Annotated in this window: 18 protein-coding genes; 9 read left to right on the forward strand and 9 right to left on the reverse strand. The window is 70.6% G+C overall.

What is annotated here, in order from left to right; translation table 11 throughout:
* Positions 1-9: 9 nt before the first annotated feature.
* On the forward strand, positions 10-906 hold the full coding sequence (locus tag AC07B0_RS14725; RefSeq protein WP_356876027.1) for a LysR family transcriptional regulator: 897 nt from the start codon (positions 10-12) through the stop codon (positions 904-906).
* 59 nt (positions 907-965) lie between these two features.
* Positions 966-1,445, forward strand: a complete 480-nt coding sequence (locus tag AC07B0_RS14730) for an NUDIX hydrolase (RefSeq protein WP_356876025.1) — start codon at positions 966-968, stop codon at positions 1,443-1,445.
* Between the two features lie 32 nt (positions 1,446-1,477).
* Here AC07B0_RS14730 and AC07B0_RS14735 read toward each other — a convergent pair whose 3' ends face one another.
* On the reverse strand, positions 1,478-2,683 hold the full coding sequence (locus AC07B0_RS14735; protein WP_356876023.1) for a globin domain-containing protein: 1,206 nt from the start codon (positions 2,681-2,683) through the stop codon (positions 1,478-1,480).
* A gap of 120 nt (positions 2,684-2,803) precedes the next feature.
* Positions 2,804-3,454, reverse strand: a complete 651-nt coding sequence (locus AC07B0_RS14740) for an HAD family hydrolase (RefSeq protein ID WP_356876021.1) — start codon at positions 3,452-3,454, stop codon at positions 2,804-2,806.
* Between the two features lie 227 nt (positions 3,455-3,681).
* Between AC07B0_RS14740 and AC07B0_RS14745 the strand changes: the two genes are divergently transcribed.
* The 3 genes from AC07B0_RS14745 to AC07B0_RS14755 are packed head-to-tail and all read left to right on the forward strand — an operon-like array spanning position 3,682 to position 6,278.
* Positions 3,682-4,569 carry a GNAT family N-acetyltransferase gene (locus AC07B0_RS14745; protein WP_478898283.1) on the forward strand — a complete coding sequence of 296 codons (888 nt, stop codon included), beginning with the start codon at positions 3,682-3,684 and terminating at the stop codon, positions 4,567-4,569.
* Positions 4,570-4,587: 18 nt separating this feature from the next.
* Positions 4,588-5,049 carry a GNAT family N-acetyltransferase gene (locus AC07B0_RS14750; RefSeq protein ID WP_356876017.1) on the forward strand — a complete coding sequence of 154 codons (462 nt, stop codon included), beginning with the start codon at positions 4,588-4,590 and terminating at the stop codon, positions 5,047-5,049.
* Between the two features lie 53 nt (positions 5,050-5,102).
* Positions 5,103-6,278 carry a winged helix DNA-binding domain-containing protein gene (locus AC07B0_RS14755; protein WP_478898285.1) on the forward strand — a complete coding sequence of 392 codons (1,176 nt, stop codon included), beginning with the start codon at positions 5,103-5,105 and terminating at the stop codon, positions 6,276-6,278.
* Positions 6,279-6,286: 8 nt separating this feature from the next.
* On the opposite strand, the gene AC07B0_RS14760 is transcribed toward AC07B0_RS14755, so the two are convergent.
* The gene (locus tag AC07B0_RS14760; protein WP_478898287.1) at positions 6,287-7,672 is read right to left on the reverse strand and encodes a serine hydrolase domain-containing protein; all 1,386 of its coding nucleotides are present in this window, start codon (positions 7,670-7,672) and stop codon (positions 6,287-6,289) included.
* 9 nt (positions 7,673-7,681) lie between these two features.
* Complete coding sequence (dnaB, locus tag AC07B0_RS14765; RefSeq protein WP_356876237.1) at positions 7,682-9,145, reverse strand: replicative DNA helicase; 1,464 nt, start codon at positions 9,143-9,145, stop codon at positions 7,682-7,684.
* Between the two features lie 452 nt (positions 9,146-9,597).
* Between dnaB and AC07B0_RS14770 the strand changes: the two genes are divergently transcribed.
* Complete coding sequence (locus tag AC07B0_RS14770) at positions 9,598-10,935, forward strand: MATE family efflux transporter (protein ID WP_478898289.1); 1,338 nt, start codon at positions 9,598-9,600, stop codon at positions 10,933-10,935.
* Between the two features lie 195 nt (positions 10,936-11,130).
* Here AC07B0_RS14770 and rplI read toward each other — a convergent pair whose 3' ends face one another.
* The 4 genes from rplI to rpsF form a co-directional block, all read right to left on the reverse strand.
* Positions 11,131-11,577, reverse strand: coding sequence for a 50S ribosomal protein L9 (gene rplI / locus AC07B0_RS14775; protein WP_356882884.1), 447 nt, complete (start codon positions 11,575-11,577; stop codon positions 11,131-11,133).
* An 18-nt stretch (positions 11,578-11,595) separates the two neighbouring features.
* Positions 11,596-11,832 (reverse strand): 30S ribosomal protein S18, encoded by a 237-nt coding sequence (gene rpsR, locus AC07B0_RS14780; RefSeq protein WP_005315025.1) that lies wholly within the window; start codon positions 11,830-11,832, stop codon positions 11,596-11,598.
* 43 nt (positions 11,833-11,875) lie between these two features.
* Positions 11,876-12,475, reverse strand: coding sequence for a single-stranded DNA-binding protein (locus AC07B0_RS14785; RefSeq protein WP_356882882.1), 600 nt, complete (start codon positions 12,473-12,475; stop codon positions 11,876-11,878).
* 74 nt (positions 12,476-12,549) lie between these two features.
* Positions 12,550-12,840: a 30S ribosomal protein S6 gene (gene rpsF / locus AC07B0_RS14790; protein ID WP_004950685.1), complete on the reverse strand. Its 291-nt coding sequence runs from the start codon at positions 12,838-12,840 to the stop codon at positions 12,550-12,552.
* Between the two features lie 249 nt (positions 12,841-13,089).
* On the opposite strand from rpsF, the gene AC07B0_RS14795 reads away from it, so the two are divergent.
* The 3 genes from AC07B0_RS14795 (at position 13,090) to AC07B0_RS14805 (ending at position 15,748) form a co-directional block, all read left to right on the forward strand.
* The gene (locus AC07B0_RS14795; RefSeq protein ID WP_356882880.1) at positions 13,090-13,404 is read left to right on the forward strand and encodes a hypothetical protein; all 315 of its coding nucleotides are present in this window, start codon (positions 13,090-13,092) and stop codon (positions 13,402-13,404) included.
* Positions 13,405-13,534: 130 nt separating this feature from the next.
* Positions 13,535-14,653, forward strand: a complete 1,119-nt coding sequence (locus AC07B0_RS14800; RefSeq protein WP_356882878.1) for a lipid II:glycine glycyltransferase FemX — start codon at positions 13,535-13,537, stop codon at positions 14,651-14,653.
* A gap of 63 nt (positions 14,654-14,716) precedes the next feature.
* A complete protein-coding gene (locus tag AC07B0_RS14805; protein WP_356882876.1) occupies positions 14,717-15,748 on the forward strand; it encodes an alanine racemase in 1,032 nt (343 codons plus the stop codon).
* A 6-nt stretch (positions 15,749-15,754) separates the two neighbouring features.
* On the opposite strand, the gene AC07B0_RS14810 is transcribed toward AC07B0_RS14805, so the two are convergent.
* Entirely contained in the window at positions 15,755-17,233 is a 1,479-nt protein-coding gene (locus AC07B0_RS14810) for a glycosyltransferase family 87 protein (RefSeq protein ID WP_478864062.1), read from the reverse strand.
* Positions 17,234-17,324: the final 91 nt, after the last annotated feature.

The raw sequence follows: 17,324 nt of genomic DNA on the forward strand, positions 1-17,324 counted from the left end.
GGGGCCGACATGGACCTGGCCCTGCTGCGCACCTTCGTCGCCGTCCACCGGGCCGGCTCGTTCACCCGGGCCGCCACGATGCTGGGGCTGTCCCAGCCCGCGGTCACCTCCCAGATCCGGACCCTGGAACGCCAGCTGGGCCGGCCCCTGTTCCACCGCCGCGCGCGCGGCGTCACGCCCACCGCCGTCGGCGACGAACTGGCCCACAAGGCCGCCCCGCACCTGGACGCCCTGCTGCGCATCACCGAGACCGAGCGGGAGTCCGCCGGCGCCTTACGCACCCTGCACCTCGCCGGTCCCCCCGAGTTCCTGTGCCTGCGGGTGCTGCCCGCCCTCGCCCCGCTCGTCGGCCAGGGACAGACGTTCCGGACCGCCTTCACCGCCGGCGCGGAGGCCACCCTCGACGGGCTGGCCGCCGGGCAGCACGACCTCGCCGTGACCACCGCCCGACCGCGCGGCGAGCTGTTCACCGCCTCCGCCCTCTGCGACGAGGAGCAGGTCCTGGTCGCCGCGCCCTACTGGGCCGCCCTCGTCGACCCGGCCCACCTGCACGACAAGGGCCCCGGCGCGCTCGACGGGATACCCGTCGTCGAGGTGCACGAGAGCCTTCCGCTCGTCACCCGCTACTGGAGCGCCGTCTTCGACTCCGTACCCGAGGCCGCCGCCACCGTCGTCGCCCCCGACCTGCGCGCCGTGCTGGAGTGCGTGCGTGCGGGCGCCGGACTCGCCGTCCTGCCCCGCTACCTGTGCCGGGAAGCCCTCGACAGCGGTCAGATCGTGGCCCTGCTGGAGCCGCCCGTGCCACCGCTGCGCACCTGGTTCCTCGCCGTACGGGCCGGCAGCCTGGCGCTCGCCCACCTCGCCCGGGCCCACGACAGGCTGCTGCGCGCCGCCGCGCACTGGTGAGCCCCCGGTTTCGGGCCGTGGCGCGTTTCAGAAGGGGTGTACCGGGCCACTCTTCTCCCATGACCGAACGTCCCGTGGTCAAACGCACCGCCCGCGCGATCCTGCTCGACGGTGACGACCTGATCCTCATCAAGCGCACCAAGCCCGGCATCGACCCGTATTGGCTCACCCCGGGTGGCGGGGTGGAGCCCTCGGACGCCACCGTCGTCGACGCCCTGCACCGCGAGGTCCACGAAGAACTCGGCGCCAAGATCACCGATGTGGTGCCCTGCTTCGTCGACACCGTCGAGCACATCGCCTCCGGGGGAGTGACCGGCGTCAAGGTGCAGCACTTCTTCGTCTGCCACCTCGAATCGATGGACCCCGCACAACGGCACGGCCCCGAGATCGACGAGCCCGAGGGCGAGTACGAGATCGTCCGCGTGCCCTTCAGCCGGGTCGGGATCGCCGCCGTCCACCTCGTGCCGCTGTCCTTGCGGCATTACCTCGACGGCAACATCGAGGGGGTGCGCGCCATGCACGCCCCCGACCTGGGCTAGGACGCGGAGGAGCGGGCGGGCCCGCGCCGGTCTCAGCCGGCGACGCCCGCCAGCTCCTCGAGCGCGTCGTAACGGATCCGCTCTCCGGGGATGCCGATGCGCTTGAGGGCGTCCACACCGCTGCGGATCATCGCCGGCGGGCCCGAGATGAAGGCGTCGTACGAACTCCAGGGCCCGTGCTCACCGACCGCCTGCGGCAGCTGGCCGTCCAGCCCCCCTCCGATCACCGGGCGCACGGACAGCCACGGGTGGGAGCGCTGCAGGCCCAGCAGGGTGTCCTTGTCGTAGAGGTCGTGGTCGCTGCGCGCGCCGAAGAAGACCTCCATCGGGCGCCGCTCCCCGTGCTCGGCGACGTCCTCGATCAACGCCTTGATGGGGGCGATGCCGGTACCGCCGCCCAGGCACAGCATGCCGTTGTCGGTGCTGTGGTCCACCACCATCGACCCCGCCGGGGGCCCCAGCCGCAGCACGTCGCCCGGCTGGGCGTGCCGCACCAGGGCGTTGGAGACCCAGCCCGCCGGTACGGCCTTGACGTGGAAGGAGAGGAGGCCGTCGGCGCGCGGCGCCGAGGCGAAGGAGTAGTGCCGCCAGACCCGTGGCCACCACGGGGTCTCCAGGCTCGTGTACTGGCCCGCGAGGAAGGGGTACGGCCGGTTGGGGCGGACCGTCAGCACCGCGATGTCCGAGGTGCGCAGATCGTGTGAGACGACCTCCGCGCGCCACCAGGCGGGCGCCTTCACCTCGTCCTCGGCCGCGGCATCGATCATGGTCTGGGAAATGGCGGTGTACGCCCGTACCCAGGCGGCCTCGGTCTCCGGCCCCCAGGTGAGCGACGCGTACCGGGACAGGGCCCCGATCAGGGCCTCGCCGACCGCCGGGTAGTGGCCGGCCATGGTGCCGTACTTACGGTGTCCCGTACCCAGCCGGCGCAGGTACGGGACGAGCACGTCCGGGTCGTCGATGTGCTCGGCGGCGGTCAGCAGTGCCTTCAGCAGCCGGTCGCGCTGGACGTCCATGGCCGCGGGGAACATCTCTCGTACCTCGGGGTGCCCGGTGAAGACCAAGGCGTAGAAGTACGAGGTCACTTTGCCGGCGACGGGTGCTATTTCCGCGAGGGTCCGGCGGATGAGCACCGCATCCGGGGAGGGCTCTTTCGCACCGCCCCCGGAGGGTATCCGGCCCGTCGGTCTGGCCGATCTGATTGGCGGAGCGTCCATGCGGTGCCTCGCTTCGAACATCTCGGTCGGTGTACGCGCGCCACGGCCTCGAATCCGTGGTTCCGGGTTTCACAGCGTGCCAGCCTGCCAAGAGCCCTGCGGGGGAATGGGGAAATTCTGCGTTTCGAACCCTCTTTCCCCTTAAGATGCCTCGACTTCCGGGCGTGCCACGCCCAGGAGCTGGTATGCCTCGCGCAGGTCACGGCCCTCGTAGACGTACGTCGCCCGCTCGGCCAGGTAGGGCCGCGCGTTCACCGCCACAGACCTCGGCACCGCCTCGAAGAGCACCGCGTCGGTCAGGGAATCGCCGTAGGCCACGCAGTCCCCTCGGCCCACTCCGAACCGTTCGCACAGCTGGTCCGCGATGCCGACTTTGCCCTCGGGCGTCAGGATCCCCGCCAGATCGACGGGCCGGGTGAAGGGCACATCGGGGAAGACCGAGCCGTGCGCGGCGTGCGCGCCCCATTCCAGCAGCATCTCCACGAAGAAGGACGGGGACAGGGAGATGACCGCGCAGTAGTCACCGCGCTCACGGATCTCCTGCCAGACGTCCCGGATGCCCGCAAGCCACGGGGCTCCGTCGAACGCCGCCCTGACGTGCGCGGGAGTCAGGTCCGACCACAGCTCGTGTACCGCCACCGAGAACTCGTGGGGGCCGATCTCCCGGGCGGCGAAGGCCCGCTCCAGCTCGGCGATCTCGGCACTCACGCCGAGCTGCCGTGAGATCTCGACCGGCGCGGCCGAGCCGTACATCAGGGTCCCGTCGAGATCGAAGAGGTGCAGCGATGTCATAGCTGTCGAGGCTAGCCGCTGCGTTTCACGTGAAACAGCGTGTTTCACGTGAAACGACCCGCCGCTGCCCATGAAGCCGCCCCTGTTCCACGGGAAACGGCCTCCGGTTTCACGTGAAACACCCGGTCGTTTCACGTGAAACGGGCCGACGTTTCACGTGAAACAGCGATGCTTCGGACACCCATATCCTCTGGACTGGCGCCTGATTCATGATCCACTCTGGGTGGGTGACCTCATCACCGCTCACCGATCTACCGATCCGCTCGCTGGCCCCGGACGATCTCCGCCACTGCGCCGATCTGTCCGAGGACCGCGACTGGCCCCGCGAGGAACACAAATGGGGGCTGCTCCTCGCCGCTGGGGACGCCTACGGGATCGACGCCCCCGACGGCAACGGACTCGCCGCCGCCTGTGTCGTCACCCGCTACGGTCCCAGCCGGGCCAATCCCGACCTCGCCGCCATCGGCATGGTCCTCGTCGCAGGCCGGTACGCGCGCAGGGGGCTCGGCCGCCACCTGATGACGTACGTGTGCGACGACGTCCTGAAGGGCGTCCCCCTCACCCTGCACGCCACCCCGTACGGCCGTCCCCTGTACGAGGAGCTCGGTTTCGACACGACGGGCCGTGCGGAAATGCTCCGGGGCACCTTCCGCCCCACCGCCGGCACTCCGGCCCCGGGCAACGAAACCGTCCGCCCGGCCACCGCCGGCGACATCCCCCGGATCATCCGCCTGGACACCGAGGTGTTCGGCACCGACCGGACCCACGTGATCACCCGCCTGCCGGCTTTCGCGGACACGCTGCTCGTCGTCGAGGACGCCGAGGGGGAGCTCGTCGGCTACGCCGCGATCTGGCCCAACATGGAGACCCATGTCGTCGGCCCGCTGATCGCCCGTGACACCGCCTCCGCCCAGGCCCTCGTAACGGCGCTGGCCGCCGCCACGGACCGGCCCCTGCGCACCGATGTCGACGTACGCCACGAAGAGCTGCTGGCCTGGCTCAAGGAGCGCGGCCTCGAATCCCTGGCGTTCAACGCCGTGATGACCCGGAGCATCCCCGGCCTCCCCGGCGACTGGACCCGCCGCTGGGCCCCGCTGACCGTCGCGGCCGGCTGAGAGAAGGAACGCGCACCCATGACCGAAACCCACGAGCTGTCCATCCGCCCCGCCACCGAGGCGGACCTGCCAGCCATCGTCGAGATGCTCGCCGACGACCCGCTCGGCGCCACCCGTGAGTCCCCTGACGACCTCACCCCGTACATCGCCGCCCTCAAGCGCCTGACCGCCGACCCCCACCAGCACGTCGTCGTCGCGGTCCGCGGCGAGCGCGTCGTGGGCACCCTCCAGCTCACCTTCGTACCGGGGCTGTCCCGCAAGGGAGCCACCCGGTCCATCATCGAAGGCGTCCGCGTCCACGCCGACGAACGCGGCAGCGGCCTCGGCACCCGGTTCATCGAATGGGCGATCGACCGGTCCCGGCAGGAGAACTGCCAGCTGATCCAGCTCACCTCGGACGCGACGCGCACCGACGCCCACCGCTTCTACGAGCGGCTGGGCTTCACCGCCTCCCACGTCGGGTTCAAGTTCCAGCTCTGACGCTTCCGCCGTAGGCCGGGTCCCTGTCGGCAGCCCGGCCTACGATCGGGAGGATGAGCCCCAGCCTCCCCCTCGTCACCACCGCCGAGCGTCGCCACCGGCTCGGCCTGCGGCACCGACTCGCCCCCTCCGCTCACGCCGCCACCGTGGCCGAGGCGGCCGACGCGGTGGTCGCCCTGCACGCCACGGACGCCGCGACGGTCTACCTCTCCGCCCGTGCCCGCCTGGCCGGAGGGGGACCGGCGACGATCGAGCGGGCCCTGTACGAGGACGTCAGCCTCGTCCGCCTGCTGAGCATGCGCAACACGCTCTTCGCCGTCTCGTCGGCACTCGCCCCCCACGTCGACGCGTCCACCGCCCGGGGCATCGCGGCCAAGGAACGGCGGACCCTCCTCAAGCACCTCGACGAGGACGGTCAGGGCCTGGACGCCGACTGGCTGGCCAGGGCCGAGGCCGCCACCCTCGACGCACTCGACGCCCACGGCCCCTCGACGGGCAGCCAGCTCTCCGCCGCCGTCCCCGCCCTCCGGCAGAAGATCACCATCGGCCGGGGCAAGAAGTACGAGACCGAGACCGGCGTCACCACCCGCGTCATACGCCTCCTGGCCGCCGACGGCCGGATCCGCCGGGACCGCCCGCGCGGGTCGTGGACGTCGAGCCAGTACCGCTGGGTCCACACGCAGCCCTGGCCCGCCGTACCCGCTGCCGAGGCCCGCGCCGAGCTCGCCCGGCGTTGGCTCCACGCCTACGGCCCGGCCACCGAGGCCGACCTCAAGTGGTGGACCGGCTGGACCCTCACCGACGTGCGCAAGGCCCTCGCGGCCGTCGGCTCCGAGCTGGTCCGCCTCGACGACGGGGGCACGGCCCTCGTACTCCCGGGGGACACCGCACCCGTACCCGCGCCGGAGCCCTGGGCGGCGCTGCTGCCCGGCCTCGACCCCAGCGCCATGGGCTGGGCCGACCGCGGCTTCCACCTCGACCCGGCCCACCGGCCCGCCCTGTTCGACTACGCGGGGAACATCGGCCCGACCGTGTGGTGGAACGGCGAGATCATCGGCGGGTGGGCCCAGCGGCCTGACGGGGAGATCGTCTGGCGGCTACTGGGCGCCCCCGGTCCCGCCGCCGAGGAGGCGGTCGCCGCCGAGGCCGCCCGGCTCGCCGCGTGGGTGGGCGACGCCCGCATCACTCCGCGCTTCCGCACCCCGCTGGAGCGTGAACTCGTGGCCTGAGGCCGGTCTCAACCGATGCCGCGCCAGCCATGCGGGTCCACCCCGCCGGGCACCGGAGCCTCGGGGTCGTAGGGCTCCCGGGTGAAGACGAACGACGCGAGGTCGAGGTGGCTCACCGAGCCGTCCTCGCGGCGGACCGCCCGCAGCGTCTCCCCCGCGTAGTACCCCGTCAGTCCGGTCCACGTGCCGTCGCTCTCCGCACGGAAACGCGCCGCACGACCGGTCGCCCCCACCGGGCCCAGCTCCAGGGAGCCGTCGGCCCTCAGCCGCACCACGTTGGCCGAAGTACCCCAGTACCAGGGCCCGCACAGCTCCAGCGGCACCCGGTCGGCTTCCTCGAACGGCCGCCACGGCTCGGGGAAGCGCGGTTCCGCCTCCGCGACGATCCGCACCAGGTCACCGGCGACCGTCATCGGCGGCACCCCCGACGTGCAGTTCGCCAGTACGACGGCCGCAACGTCGTCCGCCTCGCTCAGCCACAGCCCGGCCACGAATCCCGGAAGGGAGCCGCCGTGGCCGACCAGCCGGCGCGTACCGTCCGTCGCCAGCTGGAGACCGAACCCGTACCCGGACTCCGCGATCCCGGGCTCCGACGGCACGGCGGAGGTACGCATCTCACGGACGGTCTCCGCGCTCAGCACCCGATCGTCCCCGCGGAGCAGGAAGCCTGCGAACCGAGCCAGGTCGTTCGTCGTGGACCACAGCTGACCGGCCGGGGCCATCAGACCCAGGTCCTCCAGGGGTTCGGGCATCATGACGTCGGCCCACGGGTGCACCGCCCAGCCGCCGGCGTGCGGTGCCCGCGGCTGCCCGCTCGTACGGTCCAGGCCGAGCGGCTCCAGGACCTCGGCCCGCAGGACCTCTTCCCACGGCTTGCCCCGCAGCGCCTCGACCAGTGAACCCAGCAGCGTGTAGCCGGGGTTGGAGTAGTGGAACCGGCGGCCGGGTACGTGCTTGAACGGCTCTTCCCCCAGCACGTCGGCGAGTTCGGGCCGCAGCGCGGCCGGGCTCCGCTCCCACCAGGCGCCGGGGGTCTCGGCGGCGAGCCCGCCCGTGTGGGCCAGCAGCTGGGCGACGGTCACCTCGCCGACGCCCGTGCCCGGCAGGTGCTTCTCCAGGGGGTCGGAGAGGTCCAGCAGTCCCTCGTCCCGCAGGCGCAGCACCAGAACGGCCGTGAAGGTCTTGGTGATCGACCCGATCCGGTACTGCACGTTCCCGTCGGGACCGTGCCCCTCCACCGAGGTGCGGGAGCCCTCCCAGACCACTTCGCCGCCCCGGACGACCGCCGCCACCAGCGAGGGAGCTCGTCCCTCGCTCTGCGCGACGGCGATCCGGTGCCGCAGTGCGCGCCGGGTGGCGGGGAGGAGTTCCAGGTCTTCAGAGAGAGCGTCCATGATCGGATGCTACGTGTTGGCCATGTCCACGAAGCGCGAATAATGGCCCTGGAAGGCGACGGTGATGGTGGCCGTGGGGCCGTTTCGGTGCTTGGCCACGATCAGGTCCGCCTCGCCCGCGCGGGGGGACTCCTTCTCGTACGCGTCCTCGCGGTGCAGCAGGATCACCATGTCGGCGTCCTGCTCGATCGACCCTGATTCACGGAGGTCGGAGACCATCGGCTTCTTGTCGGTGCGCTGTTCGGGACCACGGTTCAGCTGCGATAGCGCGATAACCGGCACTTCCAGCTCCTTGGCCAGCAGCTTGAGGTTTCGGGACATGTCCGAGACCTCCTGCTGGCGGCTCTCGGGACGGCGGGAGCCGCCCGACTGCATCAGCTGGAGGTAGTCGATGACGACGAGCGAGAGGTCGTTGCGCTGCTTGAGGCGGCGGCACTTGGCCCGGATCTCCATCATCGACAGGTTGGGGGAGTCGTCGATGTAGAGCGGAGCCGCCGAGACGTCCGGCATCCGGCGGGCCAGCCGGGTCCAGTCGTCGTCCGTCATCGTGCCCGAGCGCATGTGGTGCAGCGCCACCCGGGCTTCGGCTGACAGGAGGCGCATCGCGATCTCGTTGCGGCCCATTTCGAGGGAGAAGATGACGCTCGGCAGGTTGCTCTTGATGGAGCAGGCGCGGGCGAAGTCCAGCGCGAGCGTGGACTTGCCCATCGCGGGACGTGCGGCGATGACGATCATCTGGCCCGGGTGCAGGCCGTTGGTGAGGGAGTCGAGGTCGGTGAACCCGGTCGGTACGCCCGACATCTGGCCGCTGCGGGACCCGATCGCCTCGATCTCGTCGAGGGCGCCCTCCATGATGTCGCCCAGCGGCAGGTAGTCCTCGGAGGTCCGCTGCTCGGTGACGGCGTAGATCTCGGCCTGGGCGCTGTTGACGATCTCGTCTACGTCGCCGTCCGCCGCGTATCCCATCTGCGTGATCTTCGTACCCGCGGCGACGAGGCGCCGCAGGACGGCTCTCTCGTGGACGATCTCCGCGTAGTACTCGGCGTTCGCCGCGGTCGGTACGGACTGCACCAGGGTGTGCAGGTAGGAGGCCCCGCCGACCTTGCTGATCTCACCGCGCCGGGTCAGTTCCGCGCCGACGGTGATCGGGTCGGCCGGCTCGCCCTTGGCGTACAGGTCGAGGATGGCCTGGTAGATCGTCTCGTGGGAGGGACGGTAGAAGTCGTGGCCCTTGAGGACCTCGACCACGTCGGCGATCGCGTCCTTGGAGAGCAGCATGCCGCCGAGCACCGACTGCTCGGCATCGAGGTCCTGCGGCGGGACGCGCTCGAAGCCGCCCCCTCCGCCGTCCCAGGAGCCGCCCTCGCGGCCCCGGTCGTCCTGCTGGTCCCCGCGGCCGCGGCCTTCGCCGCTACGGCGCGAACGGGCGGGCAGACGGTCACTGGGACCGCTGTCGGCCCAGGGGTCGTCCATGGGCTCGGGCATGTTCACCGGGCCGCCTCCTCCCGTCCGCAACGCGGACCTCGCCGTGCCACTCTTTCTACGACACGGCTCTGACATTTGGGGCACCCGGATCGGCGATCGGCGCGTCGGGCAACGCACAACGGTAGGGCCGCGAGCGACGTCAGCCAATCTTGTTATCCACAGGCTGTGTGGATGAGATGTGGACGACGGCGCCAATGCTGTGGGTAAGTCGCCCGAAGCTGTGCACGGACCGGGGGACGACGCTGTGGACAAAATCACCCGCCCCACCCTCACACCCCGTCTGACCTGCACTTTCCGCTTTCTCTGACTGTGGGGGAGAAATTTCTTGGCCACTGTCTCAAGATCGCCTCCAACGGGGTGCGGAGAACCCGCAAGTCAGCGCGTCGGTAAGGATCCATAGACCCTTGCATCCATTACCTGTGGAAGATTAGATTGAGCACATGACACAGGCCACCACAGCGTCGAAGGCTGCCCCGAGACGGCACGACCGCGAGATAGTCGCCCTGGCCGTACCCGCCTTCGGTGCCCTCGTCGCCGAGCCGCTCTTCGTGATGGCGGACAGCGCCATCGTGGGACACCTCGGCACCCCCCAGCTGGCCGGCCTCGGCGTCGCCGCCGCCCTGCTCATGACCTCCGTGAGCGTCTTCGTCTTCCTCGCCTACGCCACCACCGCGGCCGTGGCCCGGCGCGTCGGCGCGGGCGACCTCCCGGCCGCCATCCGCCAGGGCATGGACGGCATCTGGCTCGCCCTGCTGCTGGGAACGGCGGTGGCCGCCGCGGTCGTACCCACCGCCCCCTGGCTGATCTCCCTCTTCGGAGCCTCCGACACCGTGGCCCCGTACGCGGTCACCTACCTGCGGATCTCCGCCCTCGGCATCCCGGCCATGCTCATGGTGCTGGCCGCCACGGGCGTCATCCGCGGCCTCCAGGACACCCGCACCCCGCTCTACGTCGCCATCGGCGGCTTCGCCCTCAACGGCGCGCTGAACGTCGCCCTGGTCTACGGCGCCGGCCTCGGCATCGCCGGGTCCGCCTGGGGCACGGTCATCGCCCAGTGCGCCATGGCGGCCGCCTACCTCTTCGTGGTCGTCCGGGGCGCCCGCCGACACGGCGCCTCCCTGCGCCCCGACAAGGACGGCATCCGCGCCTGCGCCCGGGCAGGCGCGCCCCTGCTGGTGCGCACCCTGTCCCTCCGCGCGATCCTGATGATCGCGACCGCCGTCGCGGCCCGGCTCGGCGACGCCGACATCGCCGCCCACCAGATCCTGCTGGCCCTGTGGAGCCTGCTCGCCTTCGCCCTGGACGCCATCGCCATCGCCGGTCAGGCCATCATCGGCCGCTACCTGGGCGCCGGTGACACGGAAGGAGCCAAGGCGGTCTGCCGCCGCATGGTCCAGTGGGGCGTCGTCTCCGGGGTCGTGCTCGGCCTGCTGGTCGTCGTCGCCCGCCCGGTCTTCATCCCGCTCTTCACCCGGGACCCCGTGGTCGAGGACGTGCTGCTGCCCGCCCTGCTCGTCGTGGCCGTGTCTCAGCCGGTCTCCGGGATCGTCTTCGTCTTGGACGGCGTGCTCATGGGAGCGGGTGACGGCCCCTACCTCGCCCGGGCCATGCTGGTGACCCTCGCCGTCTTCGCCCCCGCGGCGCTCCTCGTACCCGTCCTCGGCGGCGGCCTGACCACCCTCTGGTGGGCGATGACGCTGATGATGGTGGTCCGGATGGTCACCCTCCAGCTGCGCGCCCGCTCCGGCCGGTGGCTGGTCGCCGGGGCCACCCGCTGACCCGGGCACCTGCCCCACGGACCGCTTGAGCCCCGCCCGCGGGCCGTTTCACGTGAAACATCGCCGGTTTCACGTGAAACGGCCGTGCCCGGGAGGGGCTGTTTCACGTGAAACAGCCCCTCCCGGGCACGGGGCGGCTCCGGGAACGACGAAGGGCCGCACCCCCGGAGGGGTGCGGCCCTTCATGCGCTGCCCTTAGGCGGCGACGACCTCGATGCCCACGTTCGCGGCCACGTCGGCGTGCAGACGCACGGAGACCTGGTACGAACCGAGGGTCTTGATCGGGGAGCCCAGCTCCACGCGGCGCTTGTCGACCTTCGGGCCACCGGACGCCTCGATCGCCGAAGCGATGTCGGACGGCGTCACGGAGCCGAAGAGACGACCGGCGTCACCCGCGCGGGTGGCCAGACGGACCTTGACACCCTCGAGCTTGGCCTTGACCTCGTTGGCCTGCTCGATGGTCGCGATCTCGTGGATCTTGCGGGCGCGGCGGATCTGCGCCACGTCCTTCTCGCCACCCTTGGTCCAGCGGATCGCGAAACCACGCGGGACCAGGTAGTTGCGAGCGTAACCGTCCTTGACGTCGACGACATCGCCGGCGGCACCGAGGCCAGAAACCTCGTGGGTCAGGATGATCTTCATTAGTCGGTCACCCTTTCCTTATCGCGCGGTGGACGTGTAGGGCAGCAGCGCCATCTCACGGCTGTTCTTGACGGCCGTGGCGACGTCACGCTGGTGCTGCGTGCAGTTGCCGGTAACGCGGCGGGCACGGATCTTGCCGCGGTCGGAAATGAACTTCCGCAGCATGTTCGTGTCCTTGTAGTCCACGTACGCGGTCTTGTCCTTGCAGAACGCGCAGACCTTCTTCTTAGGCTTGCGCACAGGCGGCTTCGCCATTGTGTCTCTCCTGTGTGATCAAGAAGTGGGGATGCGAGCTGCCCTAGAAGGGCGGCTCGTCCGAGTAGCCACCGCCGGAGGAGCCGCCGGAGCTTCCGCCCCAACCGCCCCCGCCGCCGCCCTGCGGCTGGCCACCGGCCGGCGCGCTGGACGCCCACGGGTCGTCGGAGGGAGCTCCGCCGCCCTGCGGTGCGCCGCCGCCACCGGGGGCTCCGCCCCAGTTGCCGCCGCCACCCTGCTGCTGCTGACCGCCGCCGTATCCACCCTGGCCACCGCGACCCGTGGTCTTGGTGACCTTGGACGTGGCGTTCTTCAGGCTGGGGCCGACTTCCTCGACGTCCAGCTCGTAGACCGTGCGCTTGACACCCTCACGGTCCTCGTACGACCGCTGCTTCAGCCGGCCCTGCACGATGACGCGCATGCCCCGCTGAAGGGACTCGGCGACGTTCTCGGCCGCCTGCCGCCACACCGAGCAGGTCAGGAACAGGCTCTCGCCGTCCTTCCACTCATTGGTCTGACGGTCGAAGGTGCGGGGGGTGGACGCGACACGGAACTTCGCGACCGCCGCACCCGAGGGGGTGAAGCGCAGCTCGGGGTCGTCGACGAGATTGCCGACGACCGTGATGACGGTCTCGCCTGCCATGGATGAACCTCTCGGCGGGGATTGCTGCTGGGCTGCTGTGTACTACTCGGTCCCGATTACCGCTGAACCGAAGTTCAGTGGGTCTCGGGGCGGAGGACCTTGGTCCGGAGAACCGACTCGTTCAGGTTCATCTGGCGGTCGAGCTCCTTGACGACCGCAGGCTCGGCCTGCAGGTCGATGACCGAGTAGATGCCCTCGGGCTTCTTCTTGATCTCGTAAGCGAGACGACGACGGCCCCAGGTGTCGACCTTCTCGACCTTTCCGTTGCCCTCACGGACGACGGAGAGGAAGTTCTCGATCAGCGGGGAGACAGCGCGCTCCTCGAGATCGGGGTCGAGGATGACCATCACTTCGTAGTGACGCATGTGGAACCCACCTCCTTTGGACTCAGCGGCCACGGTCGTTCCGTGGCAGGAGGGTCGTGATGCGTGCGCACGGTGTCTGAGAACAGACACCGCGCAGACCGTACAGACTACCCCGTCGAATCCTTCCGGTTGAAATCCGCCGGGAGGAGGCCACAATCTGTATCCATCGGGTGTGCTCGGTGCTATGCCCCGGCCCTGTCGGCGGCGGCCCCGTCGCACCGCCCTGCTTCAGCCAGGAGGTGCCTTCCGATGGCACAGGCAATGCGACCGCAGCCCTCCATCTCGCTCTTCGCGACGGACGGCAAGTCCCATCCGCTCCAGGACACCCTGATGGCGGTCACCCTCACACTCGGCGCCGTGGCGTTCGTCACGGCGTTCTGGCACCACCTGCACCTGATCAGCTCGTGGGCCGGGCTGATCGGAATCCTGACCGGCGCCTACGGACAGTTCATCTCCGTCACGACACGCGAGCGCTTCGCGCTGATCATCGGCCTTGGCGCGTCTGCCATCGGCTTCTTCCTCGGCATGTTCCACGGCGGCCTCTTCGGCGGCTGGCTGGGCTGACCGGGGGACCTCCGCGACGGGGCGCCGGCTTCACCCGGCCCGGGCCCGGCCCGTCCCCCAGATGGGTGGCGCCCACGTCGCAGTAGGCTTCGCGCCATAGCCAGCGAAGCCGCCGGAGGAGACGCCCCGCATGAGCCTGTCCCTGAGGACCATCAGCCGAGAGCAGCATCTGGGATATCTCCAGAGCCTGCCCTCGGCGAGCCACTGCCAGGTCCCGGCGTGGGCCGACGTGAAGAACGAGTGGCGTTCCGAGAACCTGGGTTGGTTCGACGCCTCCGGCGAACTCGTCGGTGCCGCACTGGTTTTGTACCGCCAGCTGCCCAAGGTGAAGCGGTACCTCGCGTACCTCCCCGAGGGCCCGGTCATCAACTGGTACGCCCCGAATCTGGAGGAATGGCTCCAGCCGATGCTGGCGCACCTGAAGCACCAGGGCGCCTTCACCGTGAAGATGGGCCCGCCCGTCGTCATCCGCCGCTGGAACTCGGCCGCCATCAAGGCCGGCATCCAGGACCCCGAGGTCAAGCGCCTGCGTGACGTGGAGGCTTCGGTCATCGAGCCCCGCGCCTTCGAGGTGTCCGACAAGCTGCGCCGCATGGGCTGGCAGCAGGCCGAGGACGGCGGCGCCGGCTTCGGCGACGTCCAGCCCCGCTACGTGTTCCAGGTGCCGCTGGCGAACCGCTCGCTGGACGACGTCCTCAAGGGCTTCAACCAGCTGTGGCGCCGCAACATCAAGAAGGCCGAGAAAGCCGGCGTCGAGGTCGTCCAGGGCGGCTACGAGGACCTGCCCACCTGGCAGCACCTCTACGAGATCACCGCCGAGCGCGACAAGTTCCGCCCGCGCCCGCTCAGTTACTTCCAGCGCCAGTGGACGGCCCTCAACTCCGAGGACCCCAACCGCATGCGGCTGTACATCGCCACGCACGAGGGGGAGCCGCTGGCCGCCGCCACGATGCTCACCGTCGGCCAGCACGTCTGGTACTCGTACGGCGCCTCCGCCAACCACAAGCGCGAGGTCCGCCCGTCGAACGCGATGCAGTGGCGCATGCTGCGCGACTCGTACGCACTCGGCGCGAGCGTCTACGACCTCCGCGGCATCAGCGACACGCTGGACGAGAACGACCACCTGTTCGGCCTCATCCAGTTCAAGGTGGGCACGGGCGGCGAGGCCGTCGAGTACGTCGGCGAGTGGGACTTCCCGCTGAACAAGCTGCTGCACAAGGCGCTCGACATGTATATGTCCCGCCGCTGACCCACCTCCCCCACACACCCCACCGCTGCACCAGGCAGCTCCCAAGAGAGGTTCCGGACGGGCATGGCGCTCACGCTCTACGTCGACACCGCGCGCTGGCGTGCGCACCAGAAGCAGATCACGGACCAGTTCCCCGGACTGATCCCGGTCTGCAAGGGCAACGGCTACGGCTTCGGCCACGAGCGGCTGTGCGAGGAGGCGACCCGGATGGGCGCCGACATCCTGGCCGTCGGCACCACGTACGAGGCCGCCAGCATCAAGGACTGGTTCGGCGGCGACCTGCTCGTCCTCACCCCGTTCCGGCGGGGCGAGGACCCGGTGCCGCTGCCGGACCGGGTGATCCGCTCGGTGTCCTCGGTGGACGGGGTCCGGGGCCTGGTCGGCGCCCGCGTCGTCATCGAGTGCATGAGCTCGATGCGCCGCCACGGCGTCTCCGAGCAGGACCTGGGCCAGCTCCAGGCGGCGATCGAGGACGTCCGGCTGGAGGGCTTCGCCCTGCACCTGCCGCTCGACCGCCCGGACGGCTCTGACGCCGTCGAGGAGGTCATCGGCTGGATGGACCGGCTGCGCGCCGCCCGGCTGCCGCTGCACACCATGTTCGTCAGCCACCTGCGGGCCGAGGAGCTGACGCGGCTCCAGCAGCAGTTCCCGCAGACCCGCTTCCGAGCCCGGATCGGCACCCGGCTGTGGCTGGGCGACCACGACGCGACCCAGTACCGCGGTGCGGTCCTGGACGTGACGCGGGTCTCCAAGGGGGACCGGTTCGGCTACCGCCAGCAGAAGGCCGCCTCCGACGGCTGGCTGGTCGTGGTCGCCGGCGGCACCTCGCACGGGGTGGGCCTGGAGGCCCCCAAGGCCCTGCACGGGGTGATGCCGCGCGCCAAGGGCGTCGCCCGGGCCGGCCTGGCCACGGTCAACCGGAACCTGTCGCCGTTCGTCTGGGCGGGCAAGCAGCGCTGGTTCGCCGAGCCCCCGCACATGCAGGTGTCGATCCTGTTCGTGCCCTCGGACGCGACCGAGCCGAAGGTCGGCGACGAGCTGGTGGCGCACCTGCGCCACACCACCACTCAGTTCGACCGGGTGCTCGACGCCTGACCCCGGTCAGTGACCGGGGCCCGTGCCCCAGTCGACCCGCTGTCCCTGCGAAGGCGCCGCGTACTGCGGCGCCTTCGCCGCGCGCGGGAGCACGAACTCGTCCTCCGCCCCGTCCAGGACCCCGCCGGACGGGTCGTCCGAGCCGTCGCGCCGTACGACGTCCCGCTCGGGCAGCAGGATGTCCCGCACCACGACGGCGCACAGGTAGAGCGTGGCCAGCAGGTGGGCGGCGATCGCCAGCTGGTAGCCCTCCACGGGCAGGCCCTGGTGCTTGTCCCCGCTGGTCGTGTAGGCGAGGTAGAACCAGATCCCCAGGTAGTACAGGACCTCGCCCGCCTGCCAGACCAGGAAGTCCCGCCAGCGCGGACGGGCCAGCGCGGCGAGCGGGATGAGCCACAGGACGTACTGCGGCGAGTAGACCTTGTTGGCCAGGATGAAGGCGGCGACGACCAGGAACGCCAGCTGTGCGAACCGGGGGCGCCTGGGAGCCGTCAGGGTGAGCAGTCCGATGGCCAGGCACATCAGCAGCGTCAGGCCCGTCGCGTACGTGTTGGCCCCCTCCAGGGGGTTGCCGGTGCGCTGTGAGATCAGCAGCCACACGGAGCCGAAGTCGATCGGCCGGTCCTGGCTGAAGACGTAGAACCGCTTCCAGCCGTCCCAGGCGAAGAGCATGACCGGCGCGTTCACCACGAGCCAGGCGACCACCGCGCCGCCGGCGGCGGCGCCGAAGGCCCGCCACTTGCCGGCCCGCCAGCAGAGCACGAACAGGACGCCGAGCAGCAGGGCGGGATAGAGCTTGGCGGCGGTGGCCAGCCCGATGAAGACGCCGGCGAGCAGGGGCCGGCTCCGGGACCACATCAGCATGGCGACGGCGGCCAGGGCGACGGCCGGCAGGTCCCAGTTGATCGTCGCGTTGAGCGCGAAGGCCGGGGCCAGTGCGAGGAGCAGCGCGTCCCACGGCCGACGGCGGTGGGTCCGGGCGACGCAGACGGCGAGAACTGCGGCGCAGGCCATCAGCATGCCCGCGTTGACCATCCAGTACATCTGTTCGCGGTGCTGGATGGAGCCGGAGGTGGGGGTCAGCCAGGAGGCGATCTGCATGAAGGCCCCGGTGAGCACCGGGTACTCCAGGTACTGCATGTCGCCGTACTTCGGCTCCTGGTCCGGGAAGCGGTCGAAGTACGGCACGAGGCCGTCGGCGAAGCCGCGCGCGGAGTACAGGTGCGGGATGTCGGAGTAGCAGGCGTGGGTGTACTGCGAGCCGGCCCCCTGGAACCACGCCCAGTCGTAGCAGGGCAGCTTCTGCACCATGCCGAGGGCGAACATCCCGAGGACCACCAGCACCACGACGCGGACCGGTCCCAGCCAGTGGCCGCCGAGGCGGACGTGGCGGCCGATGGGGCCGCCCAGGAACTCGCTGCCTGCCGCGGCGACCTCGTCCTGCTGGGTGGGCAGTACGGGCCGCTCCTCGTGCACCTTGGTCATGCGCTCATCCTGCCGTACGGGGCCGGACGCGCGGGAGGGCCGTCGCACGGGGTGCGACGGCCCTCGCCGGTGCGGAGGGGGAGAGTACGGG

The sequence above is a fragment of the Streptomyces sp. NPDC044704 genome (assembly GCF_056433525.1).

Bases quoted from the DNA above. Each gene is read 5' to 3' on its own strand.
- AC07B0_RS14730 (WP_356876025.1), top strand. From the start codon at position 966: ATGACCGAACGTCCCGTGGTCAAACGCACCGCCCGCGCGATCCTGCTC.
- AC07B0_RS14795 (WP_356882880.1), top strand. From the start codon at position 13,090: ATGGCACAGGCAATGCGACCGCAGCCCTCCATCTCGCTCTTCGCGACG.
- AC07B0_RS14810 (WP_478864062.1), bottom strand. From the start codon at position 17,233: ATGACCAAGGTGCACGAGGAGCGGCCCGTACTGCCCACCCAGCAGGAC.
- AC07B0_RS14725 (WP_356876027.1), top strand. From the start codon at position 10: ATGGACCTGGCCCTGCTGCGCACCTTCGTCGCCGTCCACCGGGCCGGC.
- dnaB (WP_356876237.1), bottom strand. From the start codon at position 9,145: ATGGACGACCCCTGGGCCGACAGCGGTCCCAGTGACCGTCTGCCCGCC.
- AC07B0_RS14770 (WP_478898289.1), top strand. From the start codon at position 9,598: ATGACACAGGCCACCACAGCGTCGAAGGCTGCCCCGAGACGGCACGAC.
- AC07B0_RS14805 (WP_356882876.1), top strand. From the start codon at position 14,717: ATGGCGCTCACGCTCTACGTCGACACCGCGCGCTGGCGTGCGCACCAG.
- AC07B0_RS14740 (WP_356876021.1), bottom strand. From the start codon at position 3,454: ATGACATCGCTGCACCTCTTCGATCTCGACGGGACCCTGATGTACGGC.
- AC07B0_RS14785 (WP_356882882.1), bottom strand. From the start codon at position 12,475: ATGGCAGGCGAGACCGTCATCACGGTCGTCGGCAATCTCGTCGACGAC.
- rplI (WP_356882884.1), bottom strand. From the start codon at position 11,577: ATGAAGATCATCCTGACCCACGAGGTTTCTGGCCTCGGTGCCGCCGGC.
- rpsR (WP_005315025.1), bottom strand. From the start codon at position 11,832: ATGGCGAAGCCGCCTGTGCGCAAGCCTAAGAAGAAGGTCTGCGCGTTC.
- AC07B0_RS14735 (WP_356876023.1), bottom strand. From the start codon at position 2,683: ATGTTCGAAGCGAGGCACCGCATGGACGCTCCGCCAATCAGATCGGCC.
- AC07B0_RS14760 (WP_478898287.1), bottom strand. From the start codon at position 7,672: ATGGACGCTCTCTCTGAAGACCTGGAACTCCTCCCCGCCACCCGGCGC.
- AC07B0_RS14800 (WP_356882878.1), top strand. From the start codon at position 13,535: ATGAGCCTGTCCCTGAGGACCATCAGCCGAGAGCAGCATCTGGGATAT.
- AC07B0_RS14750 (WP_356876017.1), top strand. From the start codon at position 4,588: ATGACCGAAACCCACGAGCTGTCCATCCGCCCCGCCACCGAGGCGGAC.
- AC07B0_RS14755 (WP_478898285.1), top strand. From the start codon at position 5,103: ATGAGCCCCAGCCTCCCCCTCGTCACCACCGCCGAGCGTCGCCACCGG.
- rpsF (WP_004950685.1), bottom strand. From the start codon at position 12,840: ATGCGTCACTACGAAGTGATGGTCATCCTCGACCCCGATCTCGAGGAG.